The following is a 15,274-nucleotide window of genomic DNA, read 5'->3' as shown; positions in this document are numbered from 1 at the left end:
TCGCCGACGATGCCGCGGCGGAAGACCAGCACGCAGACGACGAAGATGCAGCCGATCACCACCGGCACCGGCAGGCTGGTGGAGGCGAGGTAGCTTTCCAGCGTCACCACCAGCCCGGCACCGACCACCGGCCCGAACAAGGTGCCCATGCCGCCCAGCAGCGTCATCAGCACCACCTCGCCCGACATCTGCCACGTCACGTCGGTCAGGCTGGCGAGCTGGAACACCAGCGCCTTGGTGCCGCCGGCAAGCCCTGCCAGCGAGGCCGACAGCACGAAGGCCACCAGCTTGTAGCGGTCGGTGCGGTAGCCGAGCGACACCGCCCGCGGCTCGTTCTCGCGGATCGCCTTCAGCACCTGGCCGAAGGGCGAATGCACCGTGCGCCAGATCAGGGCGAAGCCGGCGACGAAGATCGCCAGCACGGTGTAGTACATGGTCAACGGCTGGCCGAGGTCGAACAGCCCGAACAGGGTGCCGCGCGGCACGCCCTGGATGCCGTCCTCGCCGTGGGTGAAGGGAAGCTGGAGCGCCAGGAAGAACACCATCTGGCTCAGCGCCAGCGTGATCATGGCGAAATAGATGCCCTGGCGGCGGATGGCGATCAGGCCGAAGACCAACCCCATCAGGCCTGCGACCGCGGTGGCGGCGATCAGCCCGAACTCCGGCGCCCAGCCCCAGACCTTCACCGTGTGGGCGGCGATGTAGGCCGCACCGCCGAAGAAGGCGGCATGGCCGAAGCTGAGCAGGCCGGCGAAGCCGATCAGCAGGTTGAAGGCGCAGGCGAACAGCGCGAAGCACAGCACCTTCATCAGGAAGACGGGATAGAGCGCATAGGGCGCCAGGACTGCCAGCAGCAGCCCGGCCCCGGCCAGCAGGATCTTCGGCGAGCCGCCATACATGACGATACCTTCGTGCAGTGTGTCCCTGGTTTGCATGGTCATGGCTTATCTCTCCCGTCCGAACAGACCGGCCGGCTTCACCATCAGCACCACGGCCATGATGACGAACACGACGATGTTGGAGGCCTCGGGGTAGACCACCTTGGTCAGCCCCTCCAGCAGTCCCAGGCCCAGCCCGGTGACGATGGCGCCGAGGATCGAGCCCATGCCGCCGATCACCACCACCGCGAACACCACGATGATCAGGTTCGACCCCATCAGCGGCGACACCTGATAGATGGGTGCGGCCAGCACGCCGGCCAGACCGGCCAGCGCCACGCCGAAGCCGTAGGTCAGCGACACCATCACCGGCACATTGATGCCGAAGGCCTGCACCAGCGTCGGGTTCTCCGTCGCCGCCCGCAGATAGGCGCCGAGCTTGGTCCGCTCGATGGCGAACCAGGTGCCGAGACACACCAGAAGCGAGGCCACCACCACCCAGCCGCGGTAGGTCGGCAGATACATGAAGCCCAGGTTGGTGCCGCCCTTCAGCAGGTCGGGGATCGGGTAGGGCTGGCCCGACACGCCATACTGGTGGCGGAAGGCGCCCTCGAAGATCAGCGCCAGCCCGAAGGTCAGCAGCAGCCCATAGAGATGGTCGACCTTGTAGAGCCGGCGCAGCATGGTGCGCTCCAGCACCAGCCCGACGGCGCCGACCGCCAGCGGCGCCAGCACCAGCGCCCCCCAATAGCCGACGCCGGCATAGCTCAGCAGCAGCCACGCCACGAAGGCGCCGACCATGTAGAGCGCGCCATGCGCCATGTTGACGACGTTGAGCATGCCGAAGATCACCGCCAGCCCCAGGCTGAGCAGCGCATAGAAGGAGCCGTTGATCAGGCCGAGCAGGAGCTGGCCGAACAGGGCTTGCGGCGGAATGCCGAACAGGTGCGACATCGGACGGTCCTCTCCCGCTCACACGCCGAGATAGGTGTGCAGCTTGTCCATGTTGGCGTGGAGCTGGTCGTTGGGGATCATGTCGACCACATGGCCTTCCTCCATCACGTAATGGCGGTCGGCGATGGTGGCGGCGAAGCGGAAGTTCTGCTCGACCAGCACGATGGTGAAACCGCGTGCCTTGAGCGCCCGCACCGCCACGCCGATCTGCTCGATGATGACCGGGGCCAAGCCCTCGGTCGGCTCGTCCAGCAGGATCAGGGTGGCGCCGGTGCGCAGGATGCGGGCGATCGCCAGCATCTGCTGCTCGCCGCCCGAAAGCCGCGTGCCCTGGGTCGAGCCGCGGCCCTTCAGGTTGGGGAACAGCTCGTGGATCTGCGGGACGGTCATCCCGCCCTCCTTGACCACCGGCGGCAGCGTCAGGTTCTCGTCCACGCTGAGCGAGGAGAAGATGCCGCGCTCCTCCGGCACATAGCCGATGCCGAGGCGGGGGATTTTGTGCTGGGCCATGCCGATCAGCTCGGTGCCCTGGAAGCGGATCGAGCCGGTGCGCTTGCCCATGATGCCCATGATGGCGCGCATGGTCGAGGTCTTGCCGGCGCCGTTGCGGCCCAGCAGCGTCACCACCTCGCCTTGCCGCACCTCCAGGCTGACGCCGTGCAGCACATGGCTCTCGCCGTAGAAGCCGTGCAGGTCGGCGATCTCCAGCATCGCCGTTCCCACTTGGGCGGTCTTGGTCTGCATCCCGTCAGGCATGTCCGGTCCCCCCCGTGCCCATATATGCTTCCATCACCTGCGGGTTCTTCGAGACGACCTCGTAGGGCCCCTCCGCCAGGATCTCGCCGCGGCGCAGCACGGTGATGGTGTCCGACAGGTGGGCGACGACCGACAGGTTGTGCTCCACCATCAGAACGGTGCGGTCGGCGGCGACGCGCTTGATCAGGGCTGCGGTGCCCTCGATGTCCTCGTGCCCCATGCCGGCCAGCGGCTCGTCGAGCAGCATCACCTCCGGGTCGAGCGCGAGCGTGGTGGCGATCTCCAGGGCGCGCTTGCGGCCATAGGGCAGCTCGGCGGCCAGATGGCCGGCCCAGGGGGTGAGGTTCACCGCCTCGATCAGCTCCAGCGCCCGGTCGTGCAGGTCGTAGAGCGACGATTCGGACTTCCAGAAATGGAAGCTGGTGCCGAGCGGCCGTTGCAGGGCAACACGGACATTCTCCAGCACGCTGAGGTGCGGGAAGACGGCCGAGATCTGGAAGGAACGGACCAGACCCATCAGTGCGATGTCGGCGGGCTTGGTGCGGGTGATGTCGCGGCCCTTGTAGAGGATCTGGCCGCGGGTGGGGGTGAGGAACTTGGTCAGCAGGTTGAACACCGTGCTCTTGCCGGCGCCGTTCGGGCCGATCAGTGCGTGGATGGTGCCGCGGCGAACCTGCAGGTTTACCTCCTTCACCGCCACGAAGCCCTTGAACTCCTTCGTCAGACCACGCGCTTCCAGGATGATGTCGTCGGTGGTCATTCCTGTCCTCTTCCGGTCTTGGGTCGGCCGTCCGGCAGCGGGCCGACATAGCGTGAGGACGGTCGCAGCATGCGTCCGGTCCGTTCCTGTTCACGCACATGCGCCGCCCATCCGGCCGCGCGGCTGGCGGCAAAGAGCGGTGTGAAGCCGGCACGCGGCACACCGAGCGCTTCCAGCAGCAGGGCGGCGTAGAATTCCACATTGGTGTGCAGGGTCCGCTCGGGACGGCGCGCCGCCATCACCGAAAGAACCGTCCGCTCGACGGCTTCGGCAAAGGCAAGCCGTCCCTCCGGTGCCCGGCCCGCGCCGGACTTTTGCAGCGCCAGCAGGCTGTCCTTCATGATGTCCGCGCGAGGATCGCGGATGTGGTAGGCCCGCGACCCGAAGCCCATCAGACGCTCGCCCCGATCGAGCGCCGCCGTCACCCAGCCTTCCGCATGGTCCGCCTCGCCGATGGCGTCGAGCATGTCGAGGACCAACCCCGGCGCGCCGCCATGCAGCGGCCCTTCCAGCGCGCCCAGCGCCGCCACCGCGGCCGCCGACAGGCCGCCCCCGGTCGAGGCGACCACGCGGGCGGTGAAGGTCGAGGCGTTCACGCCGTGATCGACCATCGCGACCAGATAACGGTCCAGCGCCCGCGTCTCCGCTTCGCCGGTGGCGGCATCATGGATCATGCGCAGCAGATCGGCGGCATGCGGCAAGGAACGGTCCGGGGCCACCGGGGCCTGTCCACGAACCAGCCGGATGGCCGCAGCGGCGGCAACGGCGGTGCCCGCCACCAGCATCGGCGGCGTCATCGCGGCGCCCGGCAGCGAGGCCAGCAGAAAGCGCTGACACTCGATCACGCTGAGATCGGACGGCATCGCCACGAAGCGGGGAGAGAGCCGCGCAAAGGCGTCGCATCTCGCCGCAGCCAGAGCCTCCCGGCTCATCTGTTCCGGAAGCTCCGCGTCCCACAGGATCGCCACGACTTCTTCATAGGGGCGGGCGATCAGATCGGGCAGTCGATGCCCACGCATCACCATCTCGCCCGTCGCGGGATCGCCCCCGCTCAGGCTGGTTTCGGCGGCCGATATCCGCTCCATCGTCATGCTGTCCGGTAAGGGGTGGGAGACGCCACCGCCGGAAGAGCCGCGGCGGATTCGGTGTGAATCCTAAGCAATCAGCCCTCCGGCTCAACTTCATATATGTAAGCGGGGCATTACCAACGGTTATGCCCCGCCACGAGCGAAGCCCGGTGGGGCGGCGCCTACATCTTCTTGACCAGAGGGCAGTCGCTTTCCGACAGCGGCCGGAAGGCACGGTCGGCGGGAACGCTGCGGACCAGCTTGTAATAGTCCCAGGGCGACTTGGAGTCGGCCGGGGTCTTGACCTGGAAGAGATACATGTCGCGCAGCACCCGGCCGTCCTCGCGCACGGTGCCGTTCTTCGTCATGAAGTCGTTCACCGGCGTTTCCTTCATCGTCTTCATGACGGTCGGGGCGGCGTCGGTCCCGGCGGCCTTGACCGCCTTCAGGTAATGGCTGACCGCCCCGTAGACGCCGGCCTGGTAGAAGGTCGGCATCGCCTTGCGCTTCTCGAAGAAGCGCTTGGAGAAGGCGCGCGTCTGGTCGTCCATGTCCCAGTAGAAGGGCGTCGTCAGCATGATGCCCTGGGTCGCCGGCAGGCCCAGCGCGTGGACCTCGCTGATGGCGAGCAGCAGCGCCACGATGTTCTTGCCCGACTGGCCGAGCCCGAATTCCGCCGCCTGCTTGATGGCGTTCTGGGTGTCGGCCCCGGCGGTGGCGAGCGCCACGACCTTGGCCGGCGACGCCTGGGCCTGGAGCAGGAAGGAGGAGAAGTCGGCATTGTTCGCCGGCATGCGGACGCTTCCCACCACCTTGCCCTTCTGGCTCTCGACGACGGCGCCGGTGTCACGCTCCAGCGCATGGCCGAAGGCATAGTCGGAGGTCAGGAAGTACCAGCTGTCGAAGCCCGAGGCGACCACCGCCTCGCCGGTCACATGGGCCAGCGCGTAGGTGTCGTAGGTCCAGTGGATGCCGTTCGGCGTACAGGCCTTGCCGGTCAAATCGGAGCTGGCCGGCGAGGAGAAGATGGCGACGCGGTTCTTTTCCTTGGTGATCTGCTGCACCGCCAGCGCCACGGCGGAGTTCGGCACATCCATGATGGCGTCGACCTGATCGACGTCGTACCAGCGCCGGGCCGTCGAGGCGCCGACATCGGCCTTGTTCTGGTGGTCGGCGAAGATCAGCTCGATGGGCGTGCCGTTGACGGCGCCGCCGAAATCCTCCACCGCCATCTGCGCCGCGGTGATCGATCCCTGTCCGGTGCTGTCGGACAGCTGGCCCGACAGGTCGGTCAGGATGCCGATCTTGATCTTGCCGTCGCTGTAGGCGGCGCTTTGCGCGAGCGCCGGTTGGGACAGGCTGTGGGCGAACAGGCAGGCGGCGACGGCCGCCGTTACGGCGTAACGGTTCATCAGTTCCTCCCTAGGGCGTTTTTATGGATGGCCGGCTTTCCGGACGGTCAGAACGGCGTCGCTGGAGGCCGCCGCATGCTGGGCGGCCAGCCGGCCGAACACCGCGCCGCGCAGGACCGAGGTCGAGCCGGTGTAGACTTGGTGATAGAGGCCGACCGTCTCGCCCGCCGCATAGAGTCCCGGCATCGGCCGGCCATTGCCGTCCAGCACGCGGGCATCGGCATCCACCTTCAATCCGCCGAAGGTGAAGCAGTTGGCCGAGACGATGGGGAAGGCGCGGAACGGCCCCTTGGTCAGCGGGCGCGCCCAGTTGGTCTTGGCCGGGCTCAGCCCGGTGGTCGCCAGACCGTCCACCCGCGTCGGGTCGAAGCGGGTGGCATCGGCGGGACAGGCGGCGTTGTAGGCGGCGACCGTCGCCAGCGTGGCGTCCGGCGGCAGGCCCAGCTTTTCGACCAGGGCTTCCAGCGTCGGCGCCTCGATGGCCGGCACGTCGCTGCGGATGCTGGTGCGCCAGCGCGGAATGTCCTCCACCTGATCGTCGAACAGCACATAGGCGATCCCGTCGGGCTGATCGGCGACGATGCGGGTGATGGCGTCGTAGGTGGCGTCGGCGGTGCCCGGAGCCTCGTCGAGGAAGCGTTCGCCGTGCTTGTTGACCAGCACGCCATAGGGCCAGATGAAGATCACCGCTTCCGGCTGGCGGGAGCGCGGGTCGACCGGTTCGGCATGGTAGGAGCCGAAGTCGCCGGCCGCCGCCGCCCCGGCGTCGAGCGCCATGCGGATGCCCTCGCCGCGGTTGTAGTAGCCGCCGCGCGCCACCGGCCGCACATGCTTGGCGCGCTGGCCCATGTAGCGGGTCATCATCTCCGGGTTGCCCTGATAGCCGCCCGACGCCAGGATGGTCGACCGGCCGCGGATGGCGACGCGCAGCCCGTCCGTCCCAGTGGCGTAAACGCCGCCGATGCGGCCCCGGTCGTCGCGCAGCAGGTCGAGCGCCGTGGTGCGGTAGAGCACGCGGGCGCCCAGCGCCTTCGCCTCCGCCATCAACCGTTCGATCAGGGCGAGGCCGCCGCCCTGCGCGGCGATGCGCTGGGTGTTCTGGGTCAGCAGATAGATCGGTTGCGGCTCGAACCGCAGGCCGAAGCCCTTCAGCCAGGCGATGGTCGGCGGCACCCGCTCGGCGAAGCGGGAGATCACTTCCGGATCGGGGAAGGGGTGGGCCTTCACATAGTCCGGCCAATGCTCGTACGGTTCGGCGGCGGCGGCCAGCACGTTGGGGTCGATGTTCAGCCCGGCATTGGCGGCGAAATGCTCCTCGAAATCGTCGGAGATCTCGGAATCGTTCTTCATCCGCATATAGGCTTCGGTCCAGCGCGAATTGCCGCCGAAATCCTCCTCGGGCGCCCGCTCCAGCAGGGTGACCGACAGGCCGGCCTGCAGCGCCGTCACCGCCGCCGAAAGCCCGGCGATGCCGCAGCCGACGATGACCAGATCGCTGATGGCCAGATCGCTAATGGGGTGCTCAGACATCCGTGTTTCCTCCGTCATTTCTTTCGTCTCCAGACCTGTCCGGCATCATCCCGCCCACATCATCCGGCAAGGCGCTGCCGGTTGCCGTCGGGCTCGCTGTCGGCCACGACGATTCCGGCCCCCGTCAGCTGTTCGATCGCCGCTTGGCCGTAGCCGAGTTCGGCCAGCACCGCGCAGGTGTCCTGTCCGACGCGCGGCGGGTCGCGGCGGATCGTGAGATCGGTGTCCGCCACCTGGATCGGCAGCCGCGGCAGGGCGGTCCGCACCCCGTTCGGCAGGGTGGTCGGCATCAGCCCGCCGGTGGCCCGCAGATGCGGATCCTCGAACAGAATCCTCCGGCCGGGCGATGGGCGCGAAGGGAATGCGGGCGCGCTCGCACACCGACACCGCCTCCTCCATCGACAGGCTGCCGAACAGCGCCGTCAGCAGCGGCAGCAGACGCGGCCGGGCGGCGATGCGGTCGTTGTTGGTGCGGAACCCGGGATCGTCGCGCAGGTCCGGCCGGTCGATGACGGCGCAGAAGCGCTCCCAATGGCTGTCGGTGGTGATGCCGACGAAGATCGGCCGCCCGTCGGCGGTGCGGAAGGTCTCGTAGACCGCCCAGGCCGACACGCGCTCCGGCATCGGCGGGATCGGCCCGTCCGCCTGGGCGGCGTAGCAGAGATGCTGCCCCATCAGGAACACCGTTGTTTCAAACAGGGCGGTCTCGATGGTCTGGCCCTTGCCGATCCGTTCCCGCTCGCGCAGCGCCACCAGGATGGCGATGACGGCGAACATGCCGCCGGTGATGTCCACGACCGAGGTGCCGGCGCGCAACGGCCGGCCGCTCGGCCCGGTCATGTAGGCGAGCCCGGTCATCATCTGCACCACCTCGTCGAGCGCGAGGCGGTTGGCATAGGGGCCGTCGAGGAACCCCTTCAGGCTGGCATAGATCAGGCGCGGGTTGACGCGGGCCAGCGCGTCGGCGCCCAGCCCCAGCCGCTCCATCGTGCCGGGGGCGAAATTCTCCACCAGCACGTCGGCCTCGGCAACGAGACGATGGGCGATGTCGCGGCCCTCCGGCGTCTTCAGATCGACGGCGATGGAGCGCTTGTTGCGGTTGAAATAGCCGAAATAGCCGGTGCCGAAGCCCTTCAGATGGCGGGTCGGCTCGCCGTTGGGCACCGGTTCAACCTTCACCACGTCGGCGCCGAGGTCGGCGAGGATCATGGCGCAGGACGGCCCCATCACCGTATGGCCGAAATCGACGACCTTGACGCCGGCCAAAGGAAGCGGTTTGCCAGGGGCTTCGGCGGGGGATCGGTCGGTCATGCTCCGTCTCCCGGAATCTCTTCTGAAACCGGACGGGGCGACGCCCCGTCATAGCGGTAGGGGATGGACGGCGGCATCGGTCCCTTGATGCGGCCGCCCTGCTGGGACTGCTCCCAGGCGTGGGCCAGGATGCCGACCGAGCGCGACAGCACGAACAGCCCGCGCCCGAGCCCGGACGGGAAGCCGAGTTCGGCGAACACCACGGCGGTGGCGCCGTCGATGTTCATCGGAAGCCGCTTGCCCTTGCGCGCGGCCAGCGCATCCTCCACCGCACGGCCGATGGCGGCGGCCTCCCCCGTCACGGCGCCCTCCCCCGTCGCCGCCTCCACCAGGGCCAGCAGACGGCCGGCGCGCGGATCGACGGGATGGAAGCGGTGGCCGAAGCCGGGGATATGCTCGCGCCGCTCCAGCCGGGCGGCGATCTCGCTCTCCGCCGCCCCCGCCACGGACATGCCTTCGGTCATGCGGGCGGCGACTGCGGCGTAGAGGTCCATGCACTGCTGGCCGGCACCGCCATGGACATCGCCCAGCGCGTTGATGCCGGACGCCATGGCGTTGTTCAGCCCGACCCCGCAGGTGGCGGCCATGCGGGCGGTGGCGATGGACGGCGCCTGCGGCCCGTGATCCACCGCCGCCACCAGCGCGGCCCCCAGCAACCGGCCTTGCGCCGGTGTCGGCAATTCGCCGCGCAGCATCAGCCAGATCATGTCGGGGAAGCCGATCGTACCGATCAGCTCCTCTATGGCATAGCCGCGCACCCGGATCGAACCCGGATGGATGTCGATGATCGACGTCCGCCACCAGCCGGTGGCGCTGTCGATGGTCGCTTCAGACATGGGAACGCTCCCGGAGGACTTCCCCCCGTCGGCCCGGCCTCAGCCGAGCACGAAGGGGTTGGCGCGGTTGGGTTTCGTGGTGATCCAGACGGACTTGGTCTGGAGATATTCCTTGATCGCCTCCACGCCCCCCTCGCGGCCGAGGCCGGAGCGCTTGTAGCCGCCGAAGGGCGTGGTGAAGCTGGTCGAGCGGTAGTTGTTCACCCACACCGTTCCGGCGCGCAGCCGGTCGACGCAGTACATCGCGCGGTGCAGGTCGCGGGTCCACACGCCGGCCGCCAGGCCGAACTCGACGTCGTTGGCGATGCGCAACGCATCGTCCTCGTCCTCGAAGGGGATGACGCAGAGGACAGGGCCGAACACCTCCTCCTGGGCGATGCGCATGTCGTTGCGCACCTGGGTAAAGATGGTCGGCGCCACGAACTGCCCCTGGCCGTAGTCCGGCCCCGACAGGGCATGGCCGCCGAGCGCGCAGACCGCGCCCTCGTCCTTCGCCATGTCGATCATCCGCAGGATCTTCTCCCATTGCGGACGGGTGGCGATGGGGCCGATCTGCGTGTCCATCCTGGACGGGTCGCCGATGCGCGCCTCGCCCGCCGCCGCGACCAGCTTGCCCACGAAGGCGTCGTGGATGGATCTCTGGACCAGCAGGCGCGAACCGGCCATGCAGGTCTGTCCCGAGGCGCCGAACACGCCGGAAATGGCGCCCTTCACCGCCTGGTCGAGGTCGGCATCGTCGAAGACGATGTTCGGCGACTTGCCGCCCAACTCCAGCGTCACCTTCTTCAGGCCCGGCGCCGCGGCCTCGTTGACGCGCTGGCCGCCGATGTCGCCGCCGGTGAAGGCGATCTTGGCGGTCAGGGGATGGCGCACCAGCGGCTCGCCCACTTCCCCGCCGAAGCCGGTGACGACGTTGACGACGCCGCGCGGGAACCCCGCCTCATGCGCCAGCTTCGCCAGCTCCAGGATGGAGGCGGAGGTGTATTCCGACGGCTTGATGACGAGGGTGTTCCCGGCCGCCAGCGCCGGAGCCATCTTCCAGGTGGTCAGCGCCAGCGGCGAATTCCACGGCGTGATGGCAACGACGACGCCGAGCGGCTCGTACTTCACATAGTTGAAGACATCGGCCTTGTTGATCGGCACGACGGCGCCCTGAACCTTGTCGGCCAGCCCGGCATAGTAATGGAACCATTGGGCGACGTTCCGCACCTGCCCGCTGACCTCGGCCATCAGCTTGCCGTTGTCGCGCTGCTCGATGGCGCCCAGCCGGTCGACATTGTCCTCGATCAGCCCGGCCAGCCGGCGCAGCAGCGCGCCACGCTGGGTCGCGGTCAGCCCGGCCCAGTCCGGCGACAGGAAGGCGCGGTGCGCGGCCTCAACCGCGCGGTCCGCATCGGCCTGCGTGCCGCGCGGGATCTCCGCCCAGGCCCGCCCCGAAAAGGGCTCCGTCGTCTCGAACCACGCGTTGGAAACCGGATCGCACCAGTCCCCATCGATGAACAGCTTGTAGCGTTCCACCCTTCGCCTCGCAAAAGTTCTGTTAGATAGAACCGTGTTTCATCTAAGAGAACATATGAGGGCAAATTGCGTCAAGCCTGAACCATTTGCCCCCGCACTTTTCTCGCGGCCGGGACTTGTTCGGGCCGTCCTTGACGGCCGATGGGGGTGTCGGGGAAGAATGCGCGCCGAGGCCGCCAATGAAGGGTGCGACATGACCGATGCGAAGCCGACCACCACCACCGCCTCCGCCGGGGGGGTGGAGTCCGTCGACCGGGCATTGAGCATCGTCGGCTGCTTCCAGGCGGGCGATCATGCGTTGAGCCTGACGGAGATCGCGGCGCGGACCGGGCTCTACAAGAGCACCATCCTGCGGCTGACCGTGTCGCTGGAGAAGGCCGGCTATCTCGTCCGCCACCAGGACAAGTCCTACCGGCTCGGCCCGGAGCTGATGCGGCTGGGGGGGCTCTACCAGCGCTCGCTACGGCTGGAGGACCATGTGCGGCCGGTGCTGCGCCAGCTGATGCGGGAAACCGGGGAAAGCGCTTCCTTCTTCCGGCGCGAAGGGGCGTGGCGCATCTGCGCCTTCCGCGAGGATTCGACGCAGGCGATCCGCGACCATGTCCATGAAGGCGACCGCCTGCCTCTGGACCGGGGGGCCGCCGGCCATGTGCTCACCCGCTTCGCCGGGCAGGGATCGGCGGCCGACTTTGCCGCCTTGCCCCTGCTCTCCTTCGGCGAGCGCGAGTCCGAGACCGGGGCCGCCGCCGTGCCGGTCTTTTCACAACGGGACGGGCTGATCGGCGCATTGACCCTGTCGGGACCGCTGACCCGCTTCACCGGGGAGCGGGTCGCGGTGATGGCGCCCCTGCTGCTGGCTGCCGGCAGCCGCCTGTCGGAGACGCTGGGCGGACATTACCCGGATCAGCCGTCGCCTTGTGCATAGGCGACGGCAGCCCAAACCGACCAAACGGTGAGACCATGGGCCCGGCGCCTGCAACCTGCATGGCGCGGAGTCCGCCTTCGCCCCCCGCGTAAGTTCGCCTTATCTGCCCTATCCGACGATGCCGGCATCGTGAAGGCGGCCGATCTCCGTGGACGGCAGCCCCAGCAGATCGGCCAGCACCGCGTCGGTGTCCTGCCCCAGACTGGGGGCCGGGCGATGGTCGGTGCGCTCGCCCAGGCCGGGAAAGCCGAGCGGCGAGCCGGGAACCAGCAGCGGCCCGACGCCGGGCTGGTCGATTTCGCGGAAAAGCGGGTTGGCGGTGGAGCAGCGCACGTCCTCGGCGACGAGCTGGCCGAAATCGCGATAGGGGCCCCACAGCACGCCCGAGCCGGCGAACGCGCCCTCCACCTGCGACAGCGTGCGCGCGGCGAACCAGGGAGCGAGCACGGCAGAGATCGCGTCGCGGGCCTGGAAGCGCCCGCCTTCGTCGTCCATGTCCACGCCCATCAGCGGGCCGATCATCGCCAGCCGGTCGGCCAGCCCGGTCGCCTTGCCGAGCGCCTTCCACTGGCGGTTTGAAATGGCGACGACCATCGCGCGCCGCCCATCGGCGGTGGGAAAGTCGCGGCCATAGGCGCCATACAGGTCGTTGCCCATCGGCGGACGCACGGCGCCGTTCACCCGCACGTCGGCGAGGTAGCCGAGATTGCCGATTGTCGCCAGCATCACGTCGGCCAGCGCCACCGTCACCTCCTGCCCCCGGCCTGTGCGGCGCCGCTGCCGGTCCGCCGCCAGCAGCCCGGTGGCGAGATAGAGGCCGGCCGCCACGTCCCAGGCCGGCAGGACATGGTTCACCGGTTCCCCTCCCCTGCCGGTCGCCATCGGGAATCCGCCGGCGCAGTTGACGGTGTAATCCACCGCCGCCGATCCGTCCGGGTTGCCGGTCAGCCGCAGCATGATCAGGTCGTCGCGCCTGGCGGACAGCGCCTCGTAGCCCATCCAGCCGCTGGCCGGCAGGTTGGTCAGCAGAAAGCCGGCATCCTCGCCCGACGCGGTGATGATCGCCTGGGCGATCTCCCGCCCCTCCGGCTTGTCGAGCGCCAGGGTGACCGACCGCTTTGCCTTGTTCAGCGCCGTCCAATAGAGGCTGGTGCCGTTGGGCGCTAGCGGCCAGCGGCGGTAGTCGATGTTGCCGCCGATGGGGTCGATGCGGATCACCTCCGCACCCAGCTGGGCCAGGGTCATGCCGCCCAACGGAGCCGCGACGAAGGCCGAGACTTCGACGATGCGCAGATCGGAAAGGAGCGAGGACATGGGGGAGGGATTCCGCTCGGGGTGGATGCAGGGGGGCGGGAGCCGGTCGGGTCGGGTCAGGCCGGAGCGCGGACGCACCCCGGCCTTGCACGGCCCGTCCTCAGACGCAGCGGCCGCCGTCGACCTCCAGCACCACGCCGGTGATGAAGGCCGCCTCGTCGGAGGCGAGATACAGCGCGGCGTTGGCGACATCGGAGGGCTGGCCCAGGCGGCCGAGCGGAACGATGCCCAGCATGCGCGCCCGCTTCTCCGGGGTGTCGCCGCCCATGAAGGTGGCGAGCAGCGGCGTTTCGGTGGCCACCGGAGCCAGCGCGCAGACGCGGATGTTGTCGGGCGCCAGTTCCAGCGCCAGCGACTGGGTGATGTTGTGCACCGCGCCCTTCGTGGCGTTGTACCAGACCAGGCCCGGACGCGGGCGCAGCCCGGCGGTGGAGCCGAGATTGAGGATCACGCCGGACTTCTGCGCCCGCATCGTCGCGACCACCGCCTTGGAATAGAGGTAGATCGACTTGACGTTCAAGGCGAAGACGCGGTCGAACTCCTCTTCGGTCACGGTCTCGAACGGACCGTTGGCGTGGGTGGAGCCGGCGTTGTTCACCAGGATGTCGAGGCGCCCGAATTTCTCGACCGTCGCGGCGATGGTCATCTCGACATCGGCGGTTTTGGTGACGTTGGCTTTGATGCCGATGGCGGCTTCGCCCAGCTGCTCCGCCACCGCGGCGGCGGCGTCGCCGTTGATGTCGACGACCGCCACGCGGGCGCCCTCGCGCACGAAGGTTTCGGCCATCGCAAGGCCCAGGCCCTGCGCCGCCCCGGTGATCAGGGCAACCTTGCCGTCCAGGCGCTTCGTCATTCTCGGTTCCTTCCCCAGGGAATTATGTGGTGATGGGGGAGGCTATCCGCGCTGAACCGGCCGTGCTATGGACCATCCGTCATAACTGCTATCAGCTGTCAAAGCATAACCGGGGAGAAAACGGCCCCGGGGTTCGTCACAGCGCGCTGTCCTCCCCGGCGCTGCCGGGCGCGACGACCTTGCCCTTCAGCACGCCGTTGGCGACGCATTTGACGACTTCGACATGGATCAGCCGCAGCAGGGCACGGGTCGCCTTCGACACCGGCTGATGCAGCGGCGTCGCCGTGACCAGCATGGCGTGCATGTCCTTCGACGTGATCTCGCGCGCGATCAGCCGGCCCTGGCGCACCTCGCGGTGGACGGCGCCGAAGGGAAGGATGGTCGATCCCATTCCCTCCTCCACCAGCTGCTTGATGGCGGTGACGGAGTCGATCTCCATATCGACCTGCAGATCGATGTCGGCCCGGCGCACTGCGGCATCCACCACCCGGCGCAGGCCGTTTTCCAGGCCGGGCAGCACGAAATGCAGGTCGGCCAGCATCTCGACCCCGACCGGCCCGTCGTCGCCGGCCGCCGCGTCCTTGGCCGATTGGACCAGCTGCAGACTTTCCACCAGCAGGGGAGACGACAGCATGCTGCGTCCGCGCCGCGCATCGTAGAGGACGGCGAGGTCCAGCCGCCCGCCTTCCACCCATTCCAGCAGCGTGCCGCTGAACACCTCGTGGATGCGCAGGGTCGCGTCGGGATAGTTCTCGTGGAAGCGGCGGGCCAGCGGAGCGCCCAGCGTGGCGCAGATCGAGGGCGGCAGCCCCAGCGTGACGGTCCCGGTCAGCCGCTCCGACTGGTCCTGGATCTCCTCCTTGATCTCGCTGAGCGCGCCCAGCAGGTGACGCACCACGTCGTAGAGCTTGCGCCCCTGCTGGGTCAGCGAGACGCCGCGGCCGTGACGGTAGAACAGGCTGGTGCGCAGCTCGTGCTCCAGCTTCTGGACCTGCCGGCTCAGCGCCGGCTGCGTGATGCCCAGCTTGACCGAGGCCTTGGAGAAGCTGCCAAGGTCGGCCACCTGAACGAAATAGCGCAGTTCCAGAAGTTCCATCGCGGGCGGCCTTGTCCTTTCAGTCCTCCCCGTCGGATAGCGAATACGCCGGTATGATACAAGC

At 68.5% G+C, this 15,274-nt stretch carries 14 protein-coding genes; 1 reads left to right on the top strand and 13 read right to left on the bottom strand.

Translation table 11 applies throughout. The annotated features are described in order from the left end of the window. The 10 genes from ACWPN8_RS30505 to ACWPN8_RS30460 form a co-directional block, all read right to left on the bottom strand. Positions 1 to 899: branched-chain amino acid ABC transporter permease (locus ACWPN8_RS30505; RefSeq protein ID WP_492243500.1), on the bottom strand; the 899-nt coding region annotated here is incomplete at its 3' end. A 45-nt stretch (positions 900 to 944) separates the two neighbouring features. After that, positions 945 to 1,832, bottom strand: a complete 888-nt coding sequence (locus ACWPN8_RS30500) for a branched-chain amino acid ABC transporter permease (RefSeq protein ID WP_492243493.1) — start codon at positions 1,830 to 1,832, stop codon at positions 945 to 947. A gap of 18 nt (positions 1,833 to 1,850) precedes the next feature. After that, positions 1,851 to 2,588: an ABC transporter ATP-binding protein gene (locus tag ACWPN8_RS30495; protein ID WP_492243492.1), complete on the bottom strand. Its 738-nt coding sequence runs from the start codon at positions 2,586 to 2,588 to the stop codon at positions 1,851 to 1,853. Beyond that, positions 2,581 to 3,348, bottom strand: coding sequence for an ABC transporter ATP-binding protein (locus ACWPN8_RS30490; RefSeq protein WP_492243491.1), 768 nt, complete (start codon positions 3,346 to 3,348; stop codon positions 2,581 to 2,583). Before ACWPN8_RS30490 ends, ACWPN8_RS30495 begins: the two co-directional genes overlap by 8 nt. Next, positions 3,345 to 4,433: a citrate synthase gene (locus ACWPN8_RS30485; RefSeq protein WP_492243490.1), complete on the bottom strand. Its 1,089-nt coding sequence runs from the start codon at positions 4,431 to 4,433 to the stop codon at positions 3,345 to 3,347. Before ACWPN8_RS30485 ends, ACWPN8_RS30490 begins: the two co-directional genes overlap by 4 nt. Positions 4,434 to 4,597: 164 nt before the next feature. Further along, complete coding sequence (locus ACWPN8_RS30480) at positions 4,598 to 5,827, bottom strand: ABC transporter substrate-binding protein (RefSeq protein ID WP_492243489.1); 1,230 nt, start codon at positions 5,825 to 5,827, stop codon at positions 4,598 to 4,600. Between the two features lie 21 nt (positions 5,828 to 5,848). Continuing rightward, entirely contained in the window at positions 5,849 to 7,357 is a 1,509-nt protein-coding gene (locus tag ACWPN8_RS30475; protein WP_492243488.1) for an FAD-dependent oxidoreductase, read from the bottom strand. 45 nt (positions 7,358 to 7,402) lie between these two features. Next, positions 7,403 to 8,668 carry a CaiB/BaiF CoA transferase family protein gene (locus ACWPN8_RS30470; RefSeq protein WP_492243487.1) on the bottom strand — a complete coding sequence of 422 codons (1,266 nt, stop codon included), beginning with the start codon at positions 8,666 to 8,668 and terminating at the stop codon, positions 7,403 to 7,405. Continuing rightward, the gene (locus ACWPN8_RS30465) at positions 8,665 to 9,504 is read right to left on the bottom strand and encodes a citryl-CoA lyase (RefSeq protein WP_492243486.1); all 840 of its coding nucleotides are present in this window, start codon (positions 9,502 to 9,504) and stop codon (positions 8,665 to 8,667) included. The genes ACWPN8_RS30470 and ACWPN8_RS30465 overlap by 4 nt, the downstream gene beginning before the upstream one ends. 39 nt (positions 9,505 to 9,543) lie before the next feature. Then, positions 9,544 to 11,022, bottom strand: coding sequence for an aldehyde dehydrogenase (locus tag ACWPN8_RS30460; protein WP_492243485.1), 1,479 nt, complete (start codon positions 11,020 to 11,022; stop codon positions 9,544 to 9,546). Between the two features lie 193 nt (positions 11,023 to 11,215). On the opposite strand from ACWPN8_RS30460, the gene ACWPN8_RS30455 reads away from it, so the two are divergent. Then, positions 11,216 to 11,947 (top strand): IclR family transcriptional regulator, encoded by a 732-nt coding sequence (locus tag ACWPN8_RS30455; protein WP_158285383.1) that lies wholly within the window; start codon positions 11,216 to 11,218, stop codon positions 11,945 to 11,947. A 108-nt stretch (positions 11,948 to 12,055) separates the two neighbouring features. Here the strand turns inward: ACWPN8_RS30455 and ACWPN8_RS30450 are convergent, their stop codons facing one another. The 3 genes from ACWPN8_RS30450 to ACWPN8_RS30440 form a co-directional block, all read right to left on the bottom strand. Beyond that, positions 12,056 to 13,261 (bottom strand): CoA transferase, encoded by a 1,206-nt coding sequence (locus ACWPN8_RS30450; protein WP_492243484.1) that lies wholly within the window; start codon positions 13,259 to 13,261, stop codon positions 12,056 to 12,058. A 100-nt stretch (positions 13,262 to 13,361) separates the two neighbouring features. Then, positions 13,362 to 14,114 (bottom strand): glucose 1-dehydrogenase, encoded by a 753-nt coding sequence (locus tag ACWPN8_RS30445; protein ID WP_109446728.1) that lies wholly within the window; start codon positions 14,112 to 14,114, stop codon positions 13,362 to 13,364. Positions 14,115 to 14,250: 136 nt separating this feature from the next. Further along, on the bottom strand, positions 14,251 to 15,210 hold the full coding sequence (locus tag ACWPN8_RS30440) for a LysR family transcriptional regulator (protein ID WP_109446725.1): 960 nt from the start codon (positions 15,208 to 15,210) through the stop codon (positions 14,251 to 14,253). Positions 15,211 to 15,274: the final 64 nt, after the last annotated feature.

This window comes from Azospirillum sp. UENF 112521 (genome assembly GCF_058780665.1).
This window is presented reverse-complemented; position numbering and strand designations above follow the sequence as displayed.

Excerpts from the sequence above, each read along its gene's own strand:
- ACWPN8_RS30500 (WP_492243493.1), bottom strand. The coding sequence starts at position 1,832 with ATGTCGCACCTGTTCGGCATTCCGCCGCAAGCCCTGTTCGGCCAGCTC.
- ACWPN8_RS30495 (WP_492243492.1), bottom strand. The coding sequence starts at position 2,588 with ATGCCTGACGGGATGCAGACCAAGACCGCCCAAGTGGGAACGGCGATG.
- ACWPN8_RS30490 (WP_492243491.1), bottom strand. The coding sequence starts at position 3,348 with ATGACCACCGACGACATCATCCTGGAAGCGCGTGGTCTGACGAAGGAG.
- ACWPN8_RS30485 (WP_492243490.1), bottom strand. The coding sequence starts at position 4,433 with ATGGAGCGGATATCGGCCGCCGAAACCAGCCTGAGCGGGGGCGATCCC.
- ACWPN8_RS30480 (WP_492243489.1), bottom strand. The coding sequence starts at position 5,827 with ATGAACCGTTACGCCGTAACGGCGGCCGTCGCCGCCTGCCTGTTCGCC.
- ACWPN8_RS30475 (WP_492243488.1), bottom strand. The coding sequence starts at position 7,357 with ATGTCTGAGCACCCCATTAGCGATCTGGCCATCAGCGATCTGGTCATC.
- ACWPN8_RS30470 (WP_492243487.1), bottom strand. The coding sequence starts at position 8,668 with ATGACCGACCGATCCCCCGCCGAAGCCCCTGGCAAACCGCTTCCTTTG.
- ACWPN8_RS30465 (WP_492243486.1), bottom strand. The coding sequence starts at position 9,504 with ATGTCTGAAGCGACCATCGACAGCGCCACCGGCTGGTGGCGGACGTCG.
- ACWPN8_RS30455 (WP_158285383.1), top strand. The coding sequence starts at position 11,216 with ATGACCGATGCGAAGCCGACCACCACCACCGCCTCCGCCGGGGGGGTG.
- ACWPN8_RS30450 (WP_492243484.1), bottom strand. The coding sequence starts at position 13,261 with ATGTCCTCGCTCCTTTCCGATCTGCGCATCGTCGAAGTCTCGGCCTTC.
- ACWPN8_RS30445 (WP_109446728.1), bottom strand. The coding sequence starts at position 14,114 with ATGACGAAGCGCCTGGACGGCAAGGTTGCCCTGATCACCGGGGCGGCG.
- ACWPN8_RS30440 (WP_109446725.1), bottom strand. The coding sequence starts at position 15,210 with ATGGAACTTCTGGAACTGCGCTATTTCGTTCAGGTGGCCGACCTTGGC.